Raw genomic sequence first — 24747 nt, forward strand, 5'->3', positions numbered from 1 at the left:
AATGAAACGATGCAGAAGAAAAGAGCAGTCAGCTTTGTACTCTGTCTGGCGCTGATCCTCGCGCAGCTGGGAGGAATCACAGCGGTCTATGGATCGACGCCTGAGACAGGGTATAAGCCGGAATCGGATCCGTTGTATCCGACTGGAATCAAAAGCGTGACCCAAATTACCTACAGAGAGCCGGACGCCAACAACGGGTCCTTCGTATTTGACGGTGTGTTAGCCGACGGGTGTGAAGGCGACGACAGCGAGGTCGTCACCGTAATGGTCTGGGACGCGGCCGGAGAAAACATATTGGGAGGGTCGGAGTGTTCGGGAGACCCCATCCCCAATGGAGAGACGACCTACAATACCTGGTCCAATCCCGGAGGCAAAGAATTCTTTGTGACGGGAGGTTATGTGGCATGGATGGGATTTACTGGTAATGGAGTGACTCCCAGCACGAGCGACAACGATTTTGAAAATGACGGAAAAAAGTTTTTCCAGATCTATTTCTACTTTGACGCGGCCACAAAAACCGTGACCTGCGACTATGACAACCTGCTGGCGGATCCCTCTCCGGCTTTTGCCGTGGCTGCCACCAGCCCGGCGTCGGTCACGAAAACTGTGGGCGAGGCGGTCGCCTTCGAGGTGGGCGAGAGCACGCTGGTGTCCGGAGGAACCAGCATCACGGCCACCACGCCGGATGCGCTGAGCTATCAGTGGCTGTTCAAAAAGAACGGCACGACCGAATTCAAAGAACTGACAGGAAGCACAAGCACGCAGTACGCCATCGGTTCGGCAAAAGCGGCCGACGCCGGAGAGTATAAGTGCCGGGTCACCTATCAGGAGCCGGGATATAAGGGGATTTCCACGGAAGGGGCGGTGGGAGTTCTGACCGTCAACAAGGCGGATCAGGCGGCCCTCACGCTGCAGATCGCCCCCAACCCCACCACCTACGGGGCGGTGGGAGTGGACCTGCCCAAGCTGTCCTATACAGGCGGAACCGTGACGGGAAACGCCATCAGCTACGTCAGCGCAGACCCCAGCGTAGCTGCCGTCAACGGCGGAACGGTGACGATATTAAAGGCGGGAGCCACGACCATCACGGCCATCAGCGCCGGAAACGACGATTATAACAGTACCTCCTCTGCGGGCGTGCTGCTGACCGTGGGCAAGGCGGAGCAGACGATCACCACGGCAAACGCCGCAGGGATGAAGCTGTCCTTCAACGCCGCGCCGGCCACATTGGATCTGGAGCAGTTTATCAGCGGCAGACAGGAGAATGCGGCGCTGCACTTCAGCATCGCGTCTACCACAGCCGGGATCAGCGGCTCCATCAGTGGAAGTACCTTAGACATCATGGGAACAGCCACCAAGGGCTCCATCGTCATCGACGCTTACGCGGCTGAGACGGACAACTATCTGCAGTCCGACGCCGTGTCCTTTACCGTCGAGGTCATCGAGGGCGAGGCGACGGAGGTGCAGACGGCGCCAGCCGCGCAGGCTGTGACCTATGCTCCGGGACTGACGCTGGGCGGCGTCACGCTGAATGCCGCAGGCGCGAAGGTCACGGCCAGCGACCACGTCACGGTGGTGGCGGGAACCTGGGACTGGCTGGCAGGCCAGAAAAACGATGCGCTGACAGCGGGCACGGTGACGAAGACCGCGGTCTTCACGCCGGGCGACAACGGCGGTGTGATTTATGCGCCGGTCACGGCTGACGTGAGGGTGACCGTGGAGAAAGCGGCGCAGGATAAGCCGCTGATCGCCGTCACACCGGACACGATCAAGCTGGGGGCGGTATCTGTGGCGCCCACCACCACCAACGGAGCGGTCAACGACGGGGGGCTCGAATTCCGTCTTGCGCCCGGAAGTGAAGCCTTCGGGCAGATCACGACCTCTACGGGTATAGTCACAGGAACGGCTGTGGGCGACGCCAGGGTGCAGGCGCGTCACATGGAAACCGCAAACTACAAGGCTTCAGATTGGTCCGAGGCGGCAGTGCTTCACGTGTGCACGGTTCCGGCGATCACAAAGATCACGGCTGCAGGCGATGGAAAGCTGGATGTGACCATCACAGCCAATGCCAACAATGGGGAGATCACACTGTACCATGTGACGGTGTCCGGAATCGAAAAGGGCACGCCGTACAAGGAGTACACGATTCATTATTCCACGGGCGGCGGCATCACCACAGGGACGGCGGTGCTGACCACCACCAGCGGCATTGTCACGGACGCCAGCGGAACGGCGATCTTCACCACGGGCGGAGCCGCGTATCAGGTGGACCGTCAGGAGGAGAGGACGGTGACGCCAACCAGCAGCGCGGTGTACGCCACCAGCGGCGCATTGGCGAACATGAGCTTCCCGAACCTGCAAAACGGAGTGGAATACACCATTGAGGCTACGGCTGCGAATATGGCGGGAACCTCTCCCGTATTTACACAGAAGGCGACGCCGGCGGTGCCAAGTAAGCCCAGCGGCGGTTCCGGCCACGGCGGCGGAGGCGGCGGAGGCGGAAGCGTTGAGACGACGAAGTACACCGTGACCTACGATGCGGGAGATCACGGAACCATCGCGGAAAAGACCGAGCAGGTGGAGAAAGACAAATCGCCTAAGGGCGTTAAAGTGACGGCGGACGAAGGCTGGGCCTTCGTGGGCTGGAGCAAGGACGGCAAGACCGTCATCGACCTGAAGGATATTAAAGTGACCGGCAGCTTAAAGCTCATCGCGGTATACGAGAAGTCGGACAAGGTTGTGATCCCGGAGGAAATGCCCTCCGATCTGCGGTTCCTGCAGAAGAGCCAGAACGAGATCAGCGGCGGATATATCTCCGGCTATGAGACTGCGTCCGGAAAGGAATTCCGTCCCGACAATCCGATTTCCAGAGCGGAAGTGGCGGCGATCCTGTCGCAGGTGATCAACTACAGGAAGGAGGACGGCAAGTCCTACGCCAACACGCCCTTCGGAGACGTGAATCAGAGCGACTGGTATGCGGACGACCTGGGCTTCCTGGCGTCGCTGGGAATCACAGCAGGCTACAAGGACGGAACGTACCGGCCGGGCAGCAACATCACGAGAGCGGAGTTTGTGACCATGGTGATGAAGATCAACGGTCTGGACGAAAAGGCGTCCAGCACCTTCAGCGACGTGAGCGGAAGCGACTGGTACGCGGAGTATGTGAAGTCGGCGGCAGCCGGCGGCTTTGTAGGCGGTTATACGGACGGCACCTTCCGTCCCAACAACCCCATTACCAGAGCGGAAGCGGTGACCATCATCAACGCGCTGCTGGGACTGGAGCCGGGCCAGGGAGAGCTCTTGTTCACCGACGTGGCGGAGAGCCACTGGGCGGCAGATCAGATCCGGACTGCGTCTAACAAATAAATGTTAATTGCAAATAGACGATTGAATGATCGGCTCACGGCTGTTTGGCCGGTCGGGCGATAAAACAGTTTGTCTATGGGGCGCGGCTGTGGAAGCTGACCGGAGGGAAAATTCGGCGGACCACAGCCGCCAACGAGGAATGAAATGCTGAATGGGGACGGGGAAATGCCAGCTGGCGTTTCCCCGCCTTTTTTCAGTCAGGGAGGAACGAGTATGATCGTATCATGGATGACCACAAACCAGTGCAATTTGAACTGCAGTCACTGTTATCAGGACGCCGGGGACCGGCGGAGCGGGGAGCTGAGCACAGAGGAGGGCATGGCCCTCATCGGCCAGATCGCCAGGGCCGGGGCCCGCATTCTCATCTTCAGCGGCGGAGAACCGCTGATGCGCCCGGATATTTTCGAATTGGTGGAACACGCGGCGAAATGCGGGCTGCGTCCTGTCTTCGGCACCAACGGCACGCTGCTGACAAAAGAGACGGTGACACGGCTGAAGGAGGCGGGGGCCGCCGCCATGGGCGTCAGCCTGGACAGCCTGTCGGAGGAAAAGCACAATCGCTTTCGCGGCCACGCAGACGCCTTCCGGCTGACCCAAGAAGGGATCGCCAACTGCCGGGAGGCGGGACTGCCCTTTCAGCTTCACACCACGGTCATGGACTGGAACCGGGAAGAGATCCTGGGCTTGATGGACTACGCCGTCTCCGCGGGAGCGTCGGCCCACTATCTGTTCTTTCTCATCCCTGTGGGTCGGGGCGTGTTTCTGGAGCGGACAGCGCTGGAGGTGGAGGAATATGAGTCCACGCTTCGGGGGATCATGGAAAAGGCGGCGGGTCTGCCCATCGAGGTGAAGCCCACCTGCGCGCCGCAGTTCATTCGGGTGGCGGAGGAGCTTGGGGTGAAGACGCGATTTCGGCGGGGTTGTCTGGCGGGGCTGTCCTACTGTATCGTCAGCCCGGTGGGAAAGGTGCGGCCCTGCGCGTACATGACGGAGGAGGCGGGGGACGTGAGGGACCGTCCCTTCGACGAGATCTGGAGAGAGAGCGGGCTGTTTGAGACGCTTCGGAGCAGGGAGTACGGAGGAGCCTGCGGCGTCTGCGCCTATGGGGACAGCTGCGGGGGCTGCCGGGCCCGGGCAGGGTATTACCACGGGGGAGACATTCTGGCGGAGGACAGCTACTGCGCGTATGGGCGGGGACGCTTGGCCCCGGCCGCGGAGCCGTCTGGTGCGAAGGCGACCGCATCTGTACGCGTTGATGTTGAGGGCGGCGAAGGCTGCAGGAAATCAGGGAGGACGGAATGCTGAGTTTGACGAAAATGCTGACGGGAGATCCGTATTTCGGAGATGAGCTGCGCTATACAGAGGGGGCCCGGGATCAGAGAAACGGCGTCAGCGAGGGCCGGGGGCCGGTGGTGGTGTGGAACTGCACCAGGACCTGTAATCTGAGGTGTGCGCACTGCTATTCCAGCTCGGAGAATCGGACCTATTCCCATGAGCTGACCACGGAGGAAGCGATGGACTTTATCGATCAGCTGGGGGAGTTTCAGACGCCGGTGCTCCTGTTTTCCGGAGGGGAGCCCCTGGCCCGGGAAGACATTCTCGTCCTGGCCGCTCACGCCAGAAAGCGGGGGATCCGGCCTACTCTGTCCACCAACGGCACGCTGATCACGCCGGAGCTGGCGGAGAAGATCAGGGAAGTGGGCGTGGGCTATGTGGGAATCAGTCTGGACGGTCTGAGAGAGACCAACGACGCCTTTCGGGGCGTGCCGGGAGCTTTTGACAGGGCGCTGGCGGGAATCCGAAACTGCCGGGCCGCCGGTCAGCGGGTGGGACTGCGTTTCACCATCAACAGGCACAACCTGGGGGAGGCGGGGGCGATCCTGGATCTCATGGAGGAGGAAGGGATCGACCGCGTCTGCTTCTACCATCTGGTCTATTCAGGCAGGGGAAGCGCCATGGTACAGGAAGACCTGAGTCATGAAGAGACCAGGCGGGTGATGGATCAGATCATCGACCGGGTGGAGGCGTTTCACAGGAAAGGGCTGAAAAAGGAGGTCCTGATGGTGGACAATCACGCGGACGGAGTCTATCTGTATCTGAAATACAGGGAGAAGGATCCGGAGAGGGCGGAGTGGATGCTGCGGCTGCTGCGGATCAACGGGGGAAACCGGTCCGGCATCGCCTTTGGAAATGTGGACAGCGAGGGAAGGGTGCATCCGGATCAGTTCACCCAGCATCACACGCTGGGCAACGTGAGGGAGAGGAGCTTTCGGGAGATCTGGACGGAACCTGCAGATCCGCTGCTGTGGGGGCTGAAGGATCGGAAGAAACTGCTTGGAGGAAGGTGTCAAAGCTGCGCCTGGCTGGATCTCTGCAACGGGAATTTCCGGGCGCGCGGGGAGGCGGTGACGGGAGACTTCTGGGGCTATGATCCGGCCTGCTATCTGACGGACGAGGAGTGCGGGCTGACGGGGGCGGAGCCGGGATCGGAGGGGTTTGGCCAAGGGTCGGCAGGGCAGCGAGCGGAAGAAAGGCCGGCAGCGCAGGCTGAGGAAAGGCCGGCAAAGCAGCGAGCGGAACAGCGGCCGGCAGAGGTGGAGAGATGAGGGCGGCGTATCAGCTGGATGACACGGACAGACGGCTTCTGACGATCCTGCAGCGGGGCCTGCCCTTTGTATCGAGACCCTATCTGGAAATTGCCAGGGAGCTCTCCGCAGAGTTATCCGCTGAATCTTTGGAAGAGTTATCTGCTGAATCATCCACAGAGCCATCAACAGAACCGTCCCAGGGGATTCTGCCGGCTGCGGGCAGGGAGGGGTTTGCGGGATCCGTGGAAATTACGGAGGGGGAGGTACTGGAGCGGATCGCCGCGCTGAAGGAGGCCGGCGTCATCCGGAGACTGTCCGGCTTTTTTGACTCAGGCAGGCTGGGATATGTGTCGGCGCTCTGCGCCGCGAGGGTCCGGCCGGAGGATCTGAAGCAGGCGGCGGCCTTTGTCAACGGTTATGCCGGCGTTACCCACAACTATGTGCGCGAGCACACGTACAATATGTGGTTCACCCTGATCGCCCGGGATATTCGGGAGCGGGAGCGGATCCTGGACGAAATCGAAGGGTGCCCCTGGGTGGAGCAGGTGCTGCGGTTCTACACCAGAAGCCGCTACAAAATACAGGTGGCGTTTGACCTGGAGCACCGGGCTGACGGGCAGGGAAGGAGGTGAGGGGAAGTTGCTCAGCGAGAAAGAAATTCGGATCGTGGGGGCCCTGCAGAAGGAGCTGCCGCTGGAGCCGGAGCCGTACCGCGCTCTGGCGAAAGAACTGTCCATGACAGAGGAGGAGCTGCTTGCAGGGATGAAAGCGCTTGCGGAGAAAGGGTGTCTCAAGCGCATTGCCGCGGCCCTTCGTCACAATAATGTAGGATACACCATCAATTCGATGATCGTCTGGGACGTACCGGAGGGGCGGGTGGATGAGGCGGGTCGGGCGCTGGCGAGACAGCCACAGGTGACCCATTGCTACGACAGAAACCGTCAGCCCGGATTTGACTACAATCTGTATTCCATGGTCCACGCCAGGAGCGAGGAAGAGTACGGGGAGCTGCTGGGGGAATTGATCGAGGTGGTGCGGCCGGTCAAATACGAGGAGCTACGGACAGTAGCGGAGCTGAAAAAGACGGGCATGCGCTATTTTCCTTCGAAAGTGGAGGAAGAGTTCTTTCGGTTGTGAAAAGTGGCATGGAAAAGTCAATCTCTTCACCCATCCCCGGCGCGCCTGTTTCAGTTGTGATTTCGGTCCTGTCAGGGTATAATAACCGAAAGAGGTTATGATATGGATTTTACGTGTGGCGGACGCCATGTGCGGATAATACCCTAATGGCCTGCGGCCAGTCATGGTATAATAAGAAAAGCAAAGAAAGCAGCGCCGCGGTTTCTCTGGCGGCTGACGGGAACGCCAAACGAAAAAAGATAGATTGGGAGAGATGCGGGGAAGGAGCGAGAAAGAAATGGGCGAATTCAGACCGATCCCCATCGGGGTGGACAGTTTTGAAAAGATGCGCGCAGGCGGCTACTATTATGTGGATAAAACACTGCTGATCAAAGAGCTTCTGGATCTAAAGGGAGAAGTGAATTTATTCACCCGCCCCCGGCGGTTCGGCAAGACGCTGAACATGACCATGCTGCGGGAGTACTTTCAGCTGCCGTCGGACGAGGCCGCGGCGGAGAAGCAGAGGGGGATGTTCGAGGGCCTTGCGATCCTGAAGGCGGGAGAACCATATAAGGCGGAAATGGGACAGTACCCGGTGATATTCCTGACGCTGAAGTCGGCGGCGGGAGATAACTGGGAGGAGGCTTTTGCCGCGCTGTGCAATGAAATCGAGATCGAGTTCCGGCGCCATCGGTCCGCCTTTTGTACGGCGGAGCTGGAGGAGGAGGATCGCGAGCAGGCGCTGCGGATCGCGGGGGGAGACCGGGAATCCCAGGATTATCGTCAGGCGCTGCGGCTGTTGTCCCGATGCCTGGAGCAGGCGCACGGGAAAAAGGCGATCATACTGATCGACGAGTACGACGTGCCGCTGGAGAAGGCGCATTTCAAAGGATACTATGACAAAATGATCGGGTTCCTGCGCTCGCTGTTCGAGTCGGCGCTGAAGACCAACGAGTCCCTGGCCTTTGCGGTGATGACAGGTTGTCTGCGCATCTCCAAGGAGAGCATTTTCACGGGGCTGAACAACCCCAAAATCATATCCATCACAAGCTCAGAATATGCGGAGCATTTCGGCTTTACGCCGGAGGAGGTAGAGGAGCTGCTGGCGTACTACGGGAAAGAGAAGCATCTGGAGACGGTGCGAAGCTGGTACGACGGTTATCTGTTTGGGAATCAGGAAGTCTATAATCCCTGGAGCGTGCTGAATTATTTGTCCGGGGTGCTGTCCAGCGACGCGATGCTGCCGCGGCCCTACTGGGCGAACACCAGCGGCAACGACATTGTGAAGACGCTGGTGGAGAAGGCGGACAACGCGGTGCGGGAGGAGCTTGAGACGCTGATTGCAGGGGGGACCATTGAAAAGCCCATTCACGAGGATATTACCTATGGGGAGATCGATCAAAGTCAGGATAACCTGTGGAATTTCCTGTTCTTCACGGGATATCTGCGGAAGGTGTCGGAGCGGCTGGCAGGCGGAAATACGATATATATGACCATGCGGATTCCCAACATCGAGGTACAGAGCATATACAGCCGAACGATTTTGGGATGGTTTGACGCCAAGGTGAAGCAGACAGACCTGAGCGGGCTGTATCGGGCTACGCTGGAAGGAGACGGAGAGGCCATGGAGGCCGAGATCAATCGTTTCCTGTTTCAGAGCATCAGCTTTATGGACAGCAAAGAGGCGTTTTACCATGGGCTGCTGACGGGACTTTATACAGGGATTTCCGGAAGCGGGACAGGGTACAATCTGAAATCCAACAGGGAAAGCGGAAATGGCCGTTACGATCTGCTCATCGGAAAGAACGATTATACAAAGGCGATTCTGATCGAGCTGAAAACCGTGGGAAAAAAGGCGGAGCTGGAGACGGGGTGCATCAGAGCGCTGGAGCAGGTACGGGATCAGAAATACGCAGAAGAACTGATCGAGGACGGGTATGACGAAGTGGTCACGTATGGAATCGCGTTTTGGAGGAAGCTTTGCAGGGTGAGGCTTTCGCTGTGAAAAGCAGATTGAAAGGGTATTGCAAAAAAGGGAATGCATTCCTTTTAAGGAATTTGAGAAGCAGAGCGTAAAATTAGGCGGTATAGCCCCATTTAAGGACTATGCCGCCGTTTTCTGTTTAGTGGCTTTTTCTGATACTAAGTGTTATTACTTTTTTACTTTCTTTTTCAAAAGTCCGTATCCTATACCTAATGAGGTTGTCAACGGAGAGCCTTAGCGCATATCTCTCATACCCGACATGATACCCAATTGTAATGTTTTACACTGGATCTAGCAGAGATCATTTGCATTTCCCGCTTTCTGAATGACAGCGATTATGAGAAATATTGCAGAACTTCCGCCGTTCGGATCATGTTTGGAATAAACCAGAATAGATTAGCTCTGTATAAAAATAGAAAAAATCGTTCGTGAAATATATTATTTCACGAACGATTTTTTTGTCCTTTAACACCCTCAGTATAGACATTTTTCGTCTTTTTGTAAAGAGAATTCACATTATTTTATCACAAAACCACCATTTTTACATTTTATGGGAAGGATTTTGTGACCGAATTGATTATTTTTGTCTGTTTTTTTTCTAACTTTGCCCAACCTGATTTTTATGCGCCGTCAGTATCGCCGTCAGAACAATTGTTCTGCAGGGCTGATAATCGTTGAAATCTAAGGGGGTCTCAGCCGAGCTGTTCCATTTGTAATATAAAAGAATAAAAAAATAAGCCGTCAGAATAAGCCGTCAAAAAAATATAAACGTTGAAATTTCAACGGCTGAAGGGGATAAATCGTTAAATAATATATATCACGACTTTAGACGGCTATTTTTGTGTCCTGTTAACGGTTCATCCAACGGCCGGCCCACACCGGCTGCTGAGATAAGAAAGCGCACGGTCCCACATCGTCGCGCGTTCATGTGAGCCTGGCCGGCGGCCCCCACAGCCGCCGGCGGGCGCATGGCAGGATGTCCGCTCAAGCTCGTTTGAGTAAGAGAGCAGGGGGAGGTATGCACGCACTTAAGTGCTTTACATAAAACAGCAAAGGAATACTTGGAATGGCTCTGCCGACAGCCATAAACGGGCTTTGGTGGGGGCGAAGCAAAAAGGGGGGCAAAAAGCGCTTTAAGGACGACTGAAAATAAGAAGAAAGGAAGGAAAGCATGAAGCACAAGAAAAAGAAACGAAAGCAAAATTATAGAAAAATCATCAGCTTGCTTCTCACAGTGTGTATGATCGCCACAATGTCTCTGCCTGTTTGGGCGGCAGAGGGCGGAGAAGCCGCTGTGGGAGACACGATAACAACTATAGCCCAGCCGGGAGAAGACCCGGCGGCGGATCCACAGGACGGCGGAGCGCCTTCGGATTCGGACCTGAGCGCCGGAGACGGTTCGGACTCCCACATAGATCAGAATGCCGGCGACGATTCCGGCTCTGGCGGCGAAGGTTTTGAACCGGAGGAGGAAAACCCGGCAGGACCCGGGAAGCAGCCTGCTCCGGACCTTTCAGGAGCAGGGCAAGAAGAGGATATTCTGAACAACGCTATCCCTGCCGCAAACGAGCTTGGGGATACTCAAGCCAATGCACTGACAGGAGTGAGGATCAGCGGAACGCCCAAGGTGGACGAAACCCTGACTGCTGTGATCGAGCCTGCAGAAGCCACAGCGACGTACCAGTGGTTTAGAGGGGACGAAGCGATCAGCGGAGCGACAGCTGCAGACTACAAGCTGACCATCGCTGACTTGGGCCAAAAGATCAAGGTGACGGCCACAGGCAGCGGAAATTTCCAGGGATCTGTGACCAGCGCGGAGACGGAAATTATTACGAAGAACAGTCAGAGTGCGCCGGCGCCAGCGGCTATAAAGACGAAAACTACAACAAGCATTGAAGTTGCAGCCACTGCTGGAGTCGAGTACGCAGTCAGCACTGACAAGGAAACAGCGCCGGCGGACGGCTACAACACAGCGGGCAGATTTGCCGAACTGACGCCTGACACAACCTACTATGTGTGGGCCAGAACGGCAGCCGCTGAAGATCTGGAAGTCTCGGAGGCAGTTGTTACTTATCCGATCACGACCAGAGTATTTGGAAACGGAAGCGGCACGAAGCAGAGTCCTTATCTGATCGAAGCGGTGGACGATTTCATGCTCTTTGTTTATAGAATAAAAACCGGAGAGGGTTATACCGGGAAGTATTTTCGGCAGACAACCAATCTGGATTTCACTGGAATTAAGCATGCAGGATTGTCGACAGGCCAGTACTTTAGAGGCGTTTATGACGGAGCTGGTCATGCCATCCAAAATGTGACCATCGAGACGACCGGGCAGGTCGGCATCTTTGGAATGGTGACCGGAACGATTATGAATCTGGGCTTTGAAGGAGGGAATCTCAGAGGAGGAATCATAGCGCCGATCAGCGCCATGAATAACGGGAAACTGATCAACTGCTGGAGCACGGTGACCGCCAGCGGAAGCAACCGGGTGACCGGCTTGGTGGAGCAGGTGAACATAGGAAGCACGAGTATCGTTGCTAACTGCTGGTTTGCCGGATCAGCGCCCTATCTGCTCTCTACGCGGGGAATCGCTGTGCAGTCCGGAGGAATCTACTATCTGGAAGGCTCGCTGAGCGGCGGAGTGGCACCGTCTACAACCATGCCCGTCGGACCGGTGAGTGCAAAGATAGAAGCGGAAATGAAATCCGCGGCCTTTGCAGACGAATTGAACGCAAACAGAGCTGCTGCAGCGGAGCTGACAGGCGTTGCAGAGGAAGAGCTGTGCAGCTGGATCTCTGACGGATCTGGCTATCCGGTCCCCAAAGAAATGCTGTATGTGACCCAGGTTACGGTCAGCGGAACGGCAAAGGTGGGAGAAACGCTGACATCTACAGTAGAACCCGCGGAAGCCACAGTCAGCTACCAGTGGCAGAGGTCCGAGGACAACAGTAACTGGGCAGATATCGAAGGAGCACAAAGCGACAGTTATACGATCACCAGGCAGGAGGCCGGAAAGTATGTGCGCCTGCAGATCCGCGGAACCGACTCCTTTACGGGGACGCTGGAAAGCGCAGGCAGCCAGGTGGCAAATTACATGGAGCTTGCCGTTCCCACAAAGCAAGTGTACATGGACGGAGAAGCGCTGGACCTCAATGAGTTTTCTATCGTCTTTAACGAAGTGGATCACGTCACAGTAGGAGCCCTTGCGGCCAACGGATTGACCCTGACCCTGAAAGAAGGGGACGGGGAGGCGGTCCCGGTGACGCCGGGAAGCATGCTTCGTCTGCGGCGCAGTTCCTCCAGCGGCAGCTCGGAAAGCCGGAAGCTGGTGTTTTCTCTCAGCGACGGATCCAGCACGGTGACACAGGAGGTCACTGTGGAGATCTGCCGGGTCGTCTCGGTCAGCATCGGCACCTATGTGATGAAGACCAGCTACGTGCAGGACGAACGGCTGGCCTTCACGGAGGATGAAACTTTCCGGGTCAATCTGGCCTATCTGAACAGCTCGGGCTCGGCGACCATGGATCTTTCCTTTGCCCAGCTGAACCTGTACGGGATCACCATTACGCTGGGCGGCCATCCAGTGGACCCGGCGGATCCTTCCACCTGGACGGTGGATCAGGCCAAACACAATGGAAAGAACCTGGTCCTCTCCGCACTGGCCGGCGTCAGCTACACTCTGCCAACCGCCTTTACGGTGACGGGGGTGACGCTGGGAGAGATCCAGTACGGAAGAGTGACGTCGGAGGGCGGCTTTACGGCGGACGAGAGCCTGACGCCCACCATGACCTACTATACGGACCAGAAGCTGCACATCAATGAGATCGCGGCGCGGACCAATTTCAACAATTCAGATAAGAACGCGGTGTACACCTACGCGGATATGATGGCAGAGGGCTCAGGTTTTGCCTGGCTGATCCGGGACGAGGCGGGAACGGAAACCCCCGTGGCCGAGGGCGACGCGGTGCTGGGCGCCTGGGACGGTCAGCACCTGATCCTGCGCTACACCTTCAACAATGGAGACGAGGGCAGCGAGGACCAGATCGTCGAAAAAGACTTTGGCACGCTGAAGATCACCACGGCAGGGATCCTGCTGCTGTACATGGTCACCGATCCGAAGCTGTCTTATGTGGACGGCCAGACTCTGGATCTGTCCGGGGCGGAGGTCACGCTGCAGCTGCAGGGAGACACCACCACCACCCTGCCCTACAGCCGTCTGGCGGAGTACGGCGTGGAGCTGTATCTGCGAGACAAGACTACATTCCAGAAAACCAAAGTACACGGGGATGTGCTGGACTGGACCGATCTGGACGACGAACTGGTACTGGCCTATACGGATTCCAACGGCCAGGCCGCCGTACAGGGAGTGGGAAGCCGGATCTCCATCTCCATCAACGCGGTGAACTCCATCCGGCTGTATCAGGTGAAAAACGGCGTGGAGAGCGAAGTCACGGCTGATGCTGCCATCGACTACATCCAGGGAAGCGCCTTTGACGACAGGACGTACCGGGTCAAGCTGACCTTCCTGAACGCGCCGTCCCGGGTGATCACCGTGGACTACACCAGCGGATCCGGAAGCTATGAAGCGTACAAGGACCGCATCACCTTTGCCCCCGCCAACGGGGAGACGGTGACGGCAGCGTCCCACGATCAGCCGGTGTCGGTGAACTACCGTTATACCAATCCGGCCATCCCCGCGGGGACGGCGAATACAGATACGAAGAGCGCGAACTTTGGAAAGCTGAACGTCATCGGACCGGCGGGCAAGGTACAGAAGCTGACCGCCCAGGCGGGATACGACGACGGTCACCGGATCACGCTGACCTGGGAAGCCCCGGGTCCGGATCGTTCGGCGGCGGCTGGAAACGGAAGCATCAGCGCCTACGAGATCTACGTACCAAGCCGGGCGGGAAACGTGTGCGTGGGCACGGTGCCTGTGAGACCGGGAACCACGCAGTACAGCTTTGAACTGAACAGCGCCAACCCGGTGCTGCCGCTGCAGACCGACGGATCGGAATATACCTTCTATGTGATGCCGATCAACGAGTACCAGCAGGTGTCTGCCAACCACGCAGCCTATCTGCTGGCCAACGTGGTGGACGGAAGCGGCCAGGCCGTGGACCCGGGAACCACCGCGCTGCAGACGGTGACGGAAAAGACCTGGGTGCGTTCCACCGCAGTGGTAGTGGGCCTGACAGCCGCCGCCAACAGCGAGCGGGGCATCACGGCTTCCTGGGACCGCCTGGACGACAGTGAGATCGACGGCGGAGTGCTGGGCTACTACGTGTATCTGACCACCCAGGCCAACAACCACGAGGGCGTAACGCCCCTGTTCGTGGAGCAGCCGGCGGCGGGGAGCAGCCCGCAGATCGTGCTGAGCAAGGAGGCCACGGGCAGCGAGATCCAATACGGAACGACCTACTACATCCACATTACCGTGGTCAATCCCGTGGGCGAAAGCACCCGGTTTGCCAGGAGCAGCTCAGTTGTCCCTTACGGACAGCCCTCTGCTGTGCGCAACATCCAGGTGGGCACCGCCTCCAACAACTCCATTCCCCTGACCTGGGGCGAACCGCTGGAGACGGGAAGCACCTACATCGACTACTACACGGTGACCTGGTATCGCTTTGACAGCGGCAGCGGCGCCTTTGTGAAGGTGGATTCAGATTCCAATGTGTATTCCGCCTCCTACAGCATCGCCAACCTGACGGCCAACACCATTTACCGGGTGGAGATCACGGCCACCAATCCGGAGGGCGTGACCAGCGAAGTGGCCTACATCGAAGCGGCCACGAGAAGTATTCCGCTGGCACCGGGAAATCTGAGCCTGACTCCGGGTTACAGCGAGGCGGAGGGCTATTACCTGGACTTCGCCTGGAAGGCGGCGGAGGCCAACGGAGCCGTGATCAACGGCTACGCGCTGTACGCCTATGAGGTGATGGAAGACGGAAACCTGGGAGATACCCCGGCGGTGAAAACCATCGAGAGCACGGCGACCACCTACCGGTATCTGCTCAGCGACGCCAGCTGGCTTGCCGGAGGGAAGACCTATTCCTTCCAGGCGGCGGCCACCTACGTGACGGCGGACTCCGCCACTGCATATGGCGCAAAGGGCCTGGCGGTGGAAGGGGAAGCCAAGGTGGTGACGGGGATCACTATCGGTACAGAGCCGAAGATGAGCTACGTGGACGGCCAGAGGCTGGACCTGTCGGGTCTGACCCTGCGGCTGCAGTACAACGCGGGAGCGGCGTCCGACACGGTGAGCTTTGCGGAGCTGGAGAGCAGCCCTTATCTGAGAGCCTATGTGGCCCTGCCTAACGGCACGGAGATCGAAAACGGGGCGACGCTGAACAAGCTGACCTCCCAGAACGGCGTGCTCCACGTGGTCTACGAGCGGGCGGCTATTCGCTACGAGGTGACGGGAGCCAAACCGTTGTCCATCGAGGACCGGATCGTGCAGAGCATTGAGATCGTTCGGCAGCCGGCGGCGGAGAACCTGTCCTATATTGAGGGTCAGGCCCTGAATCTGGACGGCCTTGCCGTGAAACTGTACTACAACGACGACAGCGCCAGCGGTACCATCAACTACAGCGCTCTCTACGGAAACGGCGTGCAGGTAGAATACAACGGCGCGGTGATCAACAGTACCGCTTCGGCTGTCACGGAGGCGGTATACGGCCAGAACAGCGTCGTGCTGCGGGTAGGAAGCGCCAGCACAGAGGCAGACCCGCTGCTGCTGACGGTCAGCGCCAGAGCGCTTTCCGGCGTGGAGATCGTGACCCAGCCCCGGCTGCAGTATATGACGGGAGCCACCTTTAACCCGGCGGCTCTGGTGCTGCGGCTGACCTACAGCAACGGAAAGAGCGAGGAGGCGGCCTACAGTCAGCTTCCGCAGGGACTCTCCGTGGCGTTCGACAAGGATAAGATCGCGGCGGAGGACGACGGGACGCCGGTGACAGTGACGGTCACCTACCGAAACGCGGCAGGAGAGACCAGCAGCAGAACCGTGCAGACGGGCGTGATCCTGGTGACCGAGGGAGAGATCACGCAGATTCTGGACGTGGTCATGGACGATGTGAAGCTGATCTACGTGGAGGGCCAGCGTCTGAACCTGACGGGGATGGAAGTGAACACCCTGTATGAGGACAACGTGACCCAGAAGCGGTTCACCCTGGAAGAGATGATCCGCATGGGCTTTGAGGTGCAGATCGGAGCGGAGCGGGTGAGCCTGGAGCAGGCGGGCAGTGTGCTGATGACCAACGCCATGAACGGCCAGCCGCTGCAGGTGATCTACCTCAACGGACAGGGAGCGGAGGTGACCACAGATTCCGGCATCGACCGATTCTCTGTAAGCGCCATCAACACCCTGGCGGTGAACACCGGACTTGCGGACAACAACTTCAACTTTGTGGAAGGCCAGACCATCGATCTGAGCAACATTATCATGAACTTCAACTATGCGGGCATGTCCACGCCCCAGACCCTGAATCTGAGCCAGCTGGCAGACTACAGCGTATACGCCTGGCTGGTGAAGGAGGGACAGGAGGACGTGAAGCTGATCCCGGAGGAACACATGAGCCCGGAGGGCCGCATGGCGCTGACGGCGAAGGCGGCGGAGCACAATCAGTGGAAGCTGATCGTCCGTTCCGTGACCAACGGGGACTTCAGCCGGGAGCTGGGGGTCCTGAACGTGGTGCCCAAACGGATCGACACCATACGGGTGAACAGCGGATCCGTCCTGAAGGACACTTACAATGAGAACCAGGCCATGAACTACGACGGCACCGCCTTCGATCTGGCCTTCAACGATGGGTCGGCACTGACCGCCCAGCCTTATGAGCAGGCCATGGCCGCGGGCGCATCGTCGGGTCTTGTGATCACGCCGGCTCAGGGCGGCACGCTGAAGAACCAGAATGGAGCGGCCATCGGCGCTGTCTTCGAGAAGTGGGACGTGGGCGCCGGCGGTCAGGAAACGGCCGCGGCGGGAACCGCCTCCTTCGGCACTCTGAAAGTGACGGAGATGGCGCTGACCAGTCTGGAAGCCAAACGGGGCATCACCAATGTGGCGGCCTACGCGGACAGCCAGGTGGACCTGACGGGAGCCAGAGTGACGGCGGGCTACAACTTTATTATGGAGGGACAGAATCCGGACGAGGTTGGCGGAACGGCCTTCACCGTGGACCACAGCTGGCTGCTGGCCGTGCTGTCAGGCACGAGAGACGCCTACGCACAGGAAGCGTATCAGCTGGTGATCCGCAGGACGGACGGCACGGATGTGCCCCTGACGGTCACGGCGCGGAACGGAGCAGAGGGAGGCTACGATATCCTGCCTGTTCTGACCGACGCGGACAACAAGGCGGCCCTGGTGCTGCGCAACACTTACAGAGATAACGCAGGCCACGGCGCCGAGGGAGCAGACTACGGCACGCCGGGGGACAAGGAAGTGGTGCTGGGCACCCTGTCCATCATGAAGAATGAGATCACGAAGCTGGAGATCGTCACCGCGCCAAAGCTGACCTATGTGCTGGACGGAGCAAATGGAAGCGGGATCTTTGATCTGTCAGGTATGGAGGTGCGTTACACCCGCCTGAACGGAGTGAAGGGAACGGTGTCCTTCGGCGACGCGGAATTCGCGGACATCATCGACAACGTGAAGGTGCTGAATCCGGAGACGGGAGACGTCTATGTGACCAGCGGAGCCACGGCGGTGAGCCTGGCCATGAACGGGAAGACCCTGCAGCTGACAGCGAAGAAACAGGATCCCTCGTACCTGACCACCGTAACCGTGCCTGCGGGCAGTCTGGTGATCATCCACCAGGCGGATGCGCCGGAGATCACGGAGACCGTGGTGGGAGCCGATCCGGAGAGACCGGAGGGAACGCGAAGCAGCGTGACCCTGACCTGGACGGCAGACAACGGCAGCGGAACCATCGGGACTTTCCATCTCTATGTGGACGGCTCGCAGACCCCGCTTGACGTTTCAGCGGAGACGGCGGTCACGGAGACGGAGGGAACCTACCGCTATACGGCGAGGGGCCTGACCGATAATGCGGATCACAGCTTTACCATCTCCACCGTTAACGAGTGGGGCGTGAGCAGCCAGTCTGGGGCGGCTCAGGCAAAGACCTGGAACGCGCCTACGGACGCTTATGCGGACGTGAGTCTGGACAGCGCGGCCAACGCGTTCATCTGGAGCAAGCCGACCCTGAAAGAGGGAAATGTGACGGGCTTCCATGTGATCGTGACGGACAGCGCCGGTCAGGAGGTACTGAATCAGTACTTCGGACCGGAAGTGACCGGCCTGCCGGTCAACAGCAACTATTTCACCGAGGGAGGCCGCTATACCGTGAAAGCGGCGGTATGCAATGAGATCGGAGAGGGACCCTTCTCCGACATCACCCGAAACGTGACCAATGTGACGGCGGCGGCGCCGATGAGACCGACGCTGCTGAAAGCGGCGGCCACGGACGGACAGCTCTCCGTCAGCTGGGTCGGATCGGCGGGAGCCACGGGCTACACGGTGACGGCCACCGACGGGACCAGCGACGTGGCGTCGGAGCACATCGCGGTGAGCGGGACAACGGCCGTCCTCACGGGACTGACCAACGGAACGCCCTACACCGTGAGCGTTGCAGCCTACAACGAGACGGGAAGCAGCGAGACGGCGGCCATCACGGGAACGCCCAAGGCGGCGGCCCTGACCGGCATTGAGATCACAGCCATGCCCCGGACGGCCTATACCGTGGGAGAGACGCTGGATCTGAGCGCCATGGTGATCACGGCGACCTTCGATGACGGAAGCAGCGCGGCGGTAACGGGATACACCCTGTCCGACAACGCGCCGGAAGGAGCGCTGAGCCTGGCCGACAATGGAACGGTGATCACCGTGTCCTACACGGCGGGCGGCGTGACGAAGACCGCGGAGTTTGCCATCTCGGTGAGCGAGGCGGCGACGGGGGTCACGGTAAGCGGCTATGTTGGATGGATCGGCGCCACCGATCTGGCCGTGGATGCAGTGAGAGGAATCACAGTCAAACTGATATCTGGTGAGAGCGAAATGGCCTCTGTAACGACTTCAGATCTGGGACTCTTTTCCTTTGAAAATGTGACGGCGGGGGCATACACACTTTCCATCGAGCATGAAAATTGTCTGACGAGAAATATTGACATTGTAGTGGCAGGCGAGAATCTCGTCCTTTCAACCGCGGAAAACATGATCGGTATTTACGGCGGCATTTTTGTGGAGGGAAAGACAGTCATCGACATGCAGTCCTTCGCGCAATTCATGAAATATGTCGGAACCGAAAATGGAGACAGTGGATACACAAGGATGGCAGATTTTGATAACAGTGATAATGTCGATATGAAGGATTTCGCGATCTTCATGAAATGGTTAGGAAAAGATCTGACGTCTTATGAGGAGTGGCAACCGCTATAAAAAGCAACAGGAGCTGGCGGACGCAGCATTTGTACTGCCAGCTCCCAAAAAGTGAAAGGAAAATAGCATGAAAAAAATGAAGCTTATGCTGAAACGCATCGCTGGCTTAGCGATCAGCGCCAGCTTGGTTGCTGGTCTGTGTCCCTTTACCGCCTTTGCGATCAGCGCATGCGAGCCGGCGGACTATTCGGAAACGCCGACGGTGCGGGCGACTTACGAACTGATCGACGATAAGGATGGGGACGGGAAAATCAGCGCGGGAGATACCTTCTGGATGATTGTAAAAGTACACGATATTTCCACGATCGGAACAGGCCAGGCATTTTTGCAATATGATTCGACGGTCATACAGCCCACCTTGCCCACTGGGGCGACCCAGCAAAAACCGGACAACGTAAATATGTTTGCAGGCTTGGCGGAAAAGAGCAGCACGATCGTTGCCACATCTATTTATGAACCCAACTACAGCACCACCTTTGACAACACTGCCTGGTATGGGACGGAGGTTGCAGACTTCCGGGCGCCCAGAGCGTCTGACAAGGTAGATCTGAGCAATCCCAACATGTGGGTGATAGGATATAACTTTGGAATTGGAGCCGGCATCGAGCAGGCGGGGCTGACCAACTGGACGTTGTCAGAGGAACAGAAGAAAAATGGCATACTGCTGTATAAAATGCGGTATACGGCCATTACAAATGATGATCCTTTGGTATCGTTTCTGCCGCTGGGAACCTTTGTCCAGCTGGATTCTGTAGCGGAGGGAGGCGCCTTTAAAGAACAGAGCAAGGGCACAATGAATCTCTATGTGGAACCCATATTAGGAGCAGCCGGGAAAGAAACTTCCACGACGCTTAGTGCGATCACCGTTTCCGACATCGCGGCCCCGGCCGCAGGCGGAATCGTACCGACCAGCACGGCTGTCACCTTCGGTGTGGCCGAGGGCGGTACCGTTCCGACAGAAGCGGCGGCTTCCATCGCCTGGGAAAAAGGCGGGACCGCTTACAATGAGACCACCTTCCAGGGTTATGGGACAGAATACAAGGCCACCTACACGGTGGCCATCCCGGACGGTTACCTCTATGCGGAGGGAACCACTGCCGTGACCCTGGGCGGCGCGGACGCGGGCGTTGTGACGGACAACGCGACAGCCATCACATTTACCAAAACGTATACCACAGCAGCTGATCCGGACGCGGCGCTGGTAGCGGCGGCGAAGAGCGCTGTCGAGGGCGGGACCTACACCGCCAGCCAGGCGGAGACCGCCGACGCTGCAGCGGCCAAGGCGGCGCTGCAGACGAAGGTCAGCGCCCTGAGCCTCAACGGCGTGACCGCTACAGTCAACGACGGGACCTACAATGCGGCCGTGGCGGGCACCGCGGGGCAGCCGGCGGGAACAAACGGCAGCNTGACGGACAACGCGACAGCCATCACATTTACCAAAACGTATACCACAGCAGCTGATCCGGACGCGGCGCTGGTAGCGGCGGCGAAGAGCGCTGTCGAGGGCGGGACCTACACCGCCAGCCAGGCGGAGACCGCCGACGCTGCAGCGGCCAAGGCGGCGCTGCAGACGAAGGTCAGCGCCCTGAGCCTCAACGGCGTGACCGCTACAGTCAACGACGGGACCTACAATGCGGCCGTGGCGGGCACCGCGGGGCAGCCGGCGGGAACAAACGGCAGCTACACGGCCACCGTGAATCTGAGCAAGGGAGCCGCCAGTGCCACCACCGCAGAAATCACGTTGACGATCCAGGCCACCCCGTACGTGGCGCCAGGCGTCACGACAGCTCCGACCTTCACCAGCGATACGTACACGCTGACCAGCGGAACGGATTCCGCAGCCACCTTCCCGGTGGGCAACAGCAGCTCCTACGGCGCGGCGGTGACCGTAAACGTCTACACGGATGCGCAGGCCTCTGCGCCGGCGTCCGGAGTCACTGGAAGCTACAGCAGCGGAACGCTGAACCTGAATGGCGTGGCCGCAGGCGAGTATTACGTTACCTTCACCGAGGCGGGCAAGACCGTCAGCAGCGCGGTCAAGGTGACGGTGAAGGCGTACGTAGCGCCGGTCCAGCCCGTGGAACCGCCGAAGCCGGCGGAGCCGGGAGCGGAATCCGGCATGACAAAGGAAGATCCCTCCATCGTCACAGGACAGACATCCTATGAATTTACGTACAAGAGCACGGAGGCGGGAACGCCTGTCATGGGCAAGGTCACGCTGAAGAAGAAAGCGGGAGGTGTGTTTGACCTGAACGCCGTCGCAGACGCGGATATCGTGTACCAGATGACGGCCGCTCCGGCGTCGGGCTACAAGTTCAGCGGATGGGTGAAGACGGCCACCGGGTTCAGCCTGTTCGCCCTGGATGAAAACGGGATAGACCTTTCGGCCCCGACCATCGAAGGAACGGCGGATGTGCTGAGCCAGTATACCGCTGTGTTCGCGGAGCAGGGCAGCGTAGCCGCAGGCGACCCGAAGCTGGACCAGATGACAGTAAGCACAACGGACGGAAAGAGCATCCTGCTGGGCGCCGACCACAATAAGGACGGCTTCCGGTCGGATGTGACGGATTATCTGCTGTATCTCCTGCCTGAAGCCACGGGATTTGATCTGAGCATGGCCATCGAGACGAAAGAAGAGGACGTCTTTGACAGTGTGGTGAAGGTGAACGGAACGGAAGTGACCGCGGTATCCACAACCTCCGGCGGCATAGTGACCCACAGCTATTCCACCACCGTGCCTGTCACGGACGGAACGGTGACCATCGAGGTGACCGCCGGGGGCAAGACCACTGCCTACACGGTGAAGGCGGCCAGCGTCTCTGCCCTGCCGCTGATCCTCATGGAAGCGGAGGACAAAGGCTCCGGTGTGTACAGACTGAACGTGAATCTGGAAAATACCATCGCCAATGAATTCGCCTTCAAGCTGAAACTGGACAACAGCGTGTTTACAGGCTTTTCCGCCAATGCGGCGGAGCTGTCGGACGGCGATGTGACGGCGACCATTGCCGCAATGACCGTAAGCGGCGGAGCGTTTGAAGTGGCGTATGCCTCCTACGACGTGACGACCAACGAGCTGGAAGTGGTCATGGCCACGGCAGACAGCAGCTACAGCGACTGCACCGCGAAGACCCCGGTGATCCGGCTGGAGTTCCTGACCAGCAGCGGAAACTCGGTGGCGGCAGACGACTGGTCCAAGCTGACCATCGACAGCGATTTCAGCAAGAGCACGCTGACGGATCAGAGATTCCTGGCCTTTGCGGAGACCACCACGGCCGCCGACGCCGGTCTGATCCAGATCCGCATGCCGGATATGATGACCATCGTGGGCTATCTGAACAGCCTGATGAAGGCAGACGTACAGGCCAGCCAGGCGGCCATCCACATCAAGAGCGGAAGCGACCTGATGAAGACGGCGTCCCTGGAGGGCACGAGACGGTTTACGGCGCAGGTATCCAACGGAACGTATGATCTGGAGATCGTGCTGCCCAACTACGTGACGCTGAAGACGGCCATCGGTCCAGACAACGCCATCATCGGCGCGCTGGCGCTGACGGCGGGCGACCTGACCGGAGACGGACAGGTGACCGTAGAGGACCGCGCCGCGCTGCTCAATCTGCTGTACACCACCGTGACGGCGGGAGCGCTGGGCGACATCGACGGCGACGGCAAAGTGACGGGAGCGGATCTCGGTTATCTGCTGGCAAATATCAAATAACGCAGACAGGACGGAAAAGAAGAATCAAACAGAAAGGGTGTAGGCCGGAGGTCCCCGGAGACGGGGGCTTCCGGCCATCCCAACAGAAGACGCAGTGTCGTTTCAGGACGACAGGGAAAAGAGACAGACTGGGAGGAGACATGAAACGGACTGGAATCGCTTTATGGATGGGGATCCTATTGCTGCTGTTGTCTACGGTGAGCGCGGGGGCCCAGGAAAAGACCCGCGTGACGCTGACGGCGGACAGAGGGATCGGTCAGGAGATCGTGCTGACCATTGGAGTGAGGGATGTGAGCTTTAATGTGCTGCAGCTGGCGGTTGCTTACGATCCGGAAAAGCTGACGCCGCTTTCCGTCTGGGATGGAGAGCCGGCGGAGGATGGACTGAATATGACGAAATACCTGGCGCCGGAGTCCGACGGAGAGTCGGGATGGCTGCTGTGCGAATACGGGGCGTTTGACCGGGACAAAGGCGTGGTGGAGCTCACGGCGTATGTGGACCCGGAGTCAAAGAACCGGGAGGGCGGAGCAGATGCGGATGGCTACATAGAGGCGGGAGCCGGGGGAATGGACCTGGTATCCCTGCATTTTACGTTGAAGACAACTGCCGCGTTTACGGCAGATACGATAAAGCTGACGACCACAGAAAATACGGAGGATCACCTGATCCTGTCGGTGAAAGATCCAAAGGATCCCACCAGACCGGTGATGGAGACGGGAAGAGGAGCGGCAGAGCGGGACTTTACGGCGCTGGGCGTCCCTCTGTCGGAAACGGCGGAGCCGGAGGAATCCGGCGGAACAGGAAGTGACGGGAGCAGCGGGACGACCGGCAGCGGTTCCGGAAGCGGGACGAACACAGGCGGGTTTGGCGGCGGGACCGGCGGAGAGAGCCAGCCGGGTACGGGGCAGCAGCCTGGGCAGCCGAATCAGCAGGGACAGGGATCCCCGAACGGAGAGACGACGCAAAATGGTCAGAGTAACGGGAGCGTTACGGCAGATGCGCTTTCGGATATGCAGGGTCACTGGGCGGAGCGCTATGTGCGGGATCTGGTGAACCGGGGTCTGGTGTCCGGCTATCCGGGAGGCGGATTTCAGCCGGAACAGCAGCTGAGCCGGGGGGAATTCTGCGCCGTGCTGTGCAAAATGACAAACCGGAGTCCCAAATCGGGGGACAGTACCTTCGCCGATGTGAGGGGAAACTGGGCGGAGCCCTACATCAACGCCCTTTACGCGGAGGGAAAAGTGAGCGGAGTAGGAGCGGGACAATTTGCACCGGACCGTCCCATCAGCCGGCAGGAAGTGGCCAAGCTGCTCTCCGACGCCCTGGCGCTGCCCGTCTCGGAGACGGAATGGAAGGTCCGTGACGCGGATCAGATCGCAGACTGGGCGCAGGCGGCGATGAAGAGCGCGGTGGCGGCGGGTCTGTTTCACGGCTACGAGGACGGCACCCTTCGTCCGGAGGGTCTGATGGTGAGAGGGGAAATGGCCGCGGTGGTCAGCCACGGGCTGGCGCTTTTGGAACAGAAGTGAGGAGGAATGCG

Annotated in this window: 8 protein-coding genes; all 8 read left to right on the forward strand. The window is 58.9% G+C overall.

Annotated elements, in window-relative coordinates; all coding sequences use genetic code 11:
• Nucleotides 1-9: 9 nt before the first annotated feature.
• On the forward strand, nucleotides 10-3366 hold the full coding sequence (locus tag E0E37_RS07965) for an S-layer homology domain-containing protein (RefSeq protein WP_130862504.1): 3357 nt from the start codon (nucleotides 10-12) through the stop codon (nucleotides 3364-3366).
• 213 nt (nucleotides 3367-3579) lie between these two features.
• Complete coding sequence (gene nirJ2, locus E0E37_RS07970; protein WP_130862505.1) at nucleotides 3580-4671, forward strand: putative heme d1 biosynthesis radical SAM protein NirJ2; 1092 nt, start codon at nucleotides 3580-3582, stop codon at nucleotides 4669-4671.
• Complete coding sequence (locus tag E0E37_RS07975) at nucleotides 4665-5972, forward strand: radical SAM/SPASM domain-containing protein (protein ID WP_130862506.1); 1308 nt, start codon at nucleotides 4665-4667, stop codon at nucleotides 5970-5972. The genes nirJ2 and E0E37_RS07975 overlap by 7 nt, the downstream gene beginning before the upstream one ends.
• A complete protein-coding gene (locus tag E0E37_RS07980) occupies nucleotides 5969-6586 on the forward strand; it encodes an Lrp/AsnC family transcriptional regulator (RefSeq protein ID WP_130862507.1) in 618 nt (205 codons plus the stop codon). The genes E0E37_RS07975 and E0E37_RS07980 overlap by 4 nt, the downstream gene beginning before the upstream one ends.
• A 7-nt stretch (nucleotides 6587-6593) precedes the next feature.
• Nucleotides 6594-7091 (forward strand): siroheme decarboxylase subunit beta, encoded by a 498-nt coding sequence (ahbB, locus tag E0E37_RS07985; RefSeq protein WP_130862508.1) that lies wholly within the window; start codon nucleotides 6594-6596, stop codon nucleotides 7089-7091.
• Nucleotides 7092-7368: 277 nt separating this feature from the next.
• The gene (locus tag E0E37_RS07990; protein ID WP_130862509.1) at nucleotides 7369-9075 is read left to right on the forward strand and encodes an AAA family ATPase; all 1707 of its coding nucleotides are present in this window, start codon (nucleotides 7369-7371) and stop codon (nucleotides 9073-9075) included.
• 1150 nt (nucleotides 9076-10225) lie between these two features.
• On the forward strand, nucleotides 10226-19492 hold the full coding sequence (locus tag E0E37_RS07995) for a fibronectin type III domain-containing protein (RefSeq protein WP_130862510.1): 9267 nt from the start codon (nucleotides 10226-10228) through the stop codon (nucleotides 19490-19492).
• Nucleotides 19493-23347: 3855 nt separating this feature from the next.
• A complete protein-coding gene (locus E0E37_RS08005) occupies nucleotides 23348-24736 on the forward strand; it encodes an S-layer homology domain-containing protein (RefSeq protein ID WP_130862512.1) in 1389 nt (462 codons plus the stop codon).
• Nucleotides 24737-24747 lie beyond the last annotated feature (11 nt).

It is taken from the genome of Bacilliculturomica massiliensis, assembly GCF_900605495.1.
Taxonomy (GTDB): Bacteria; Bacillota; Clostridia; order Peptostreptococcales; family Anaerovoracaceae; genus Bacilliculturomica; species Bacilliculturomica massiliensis.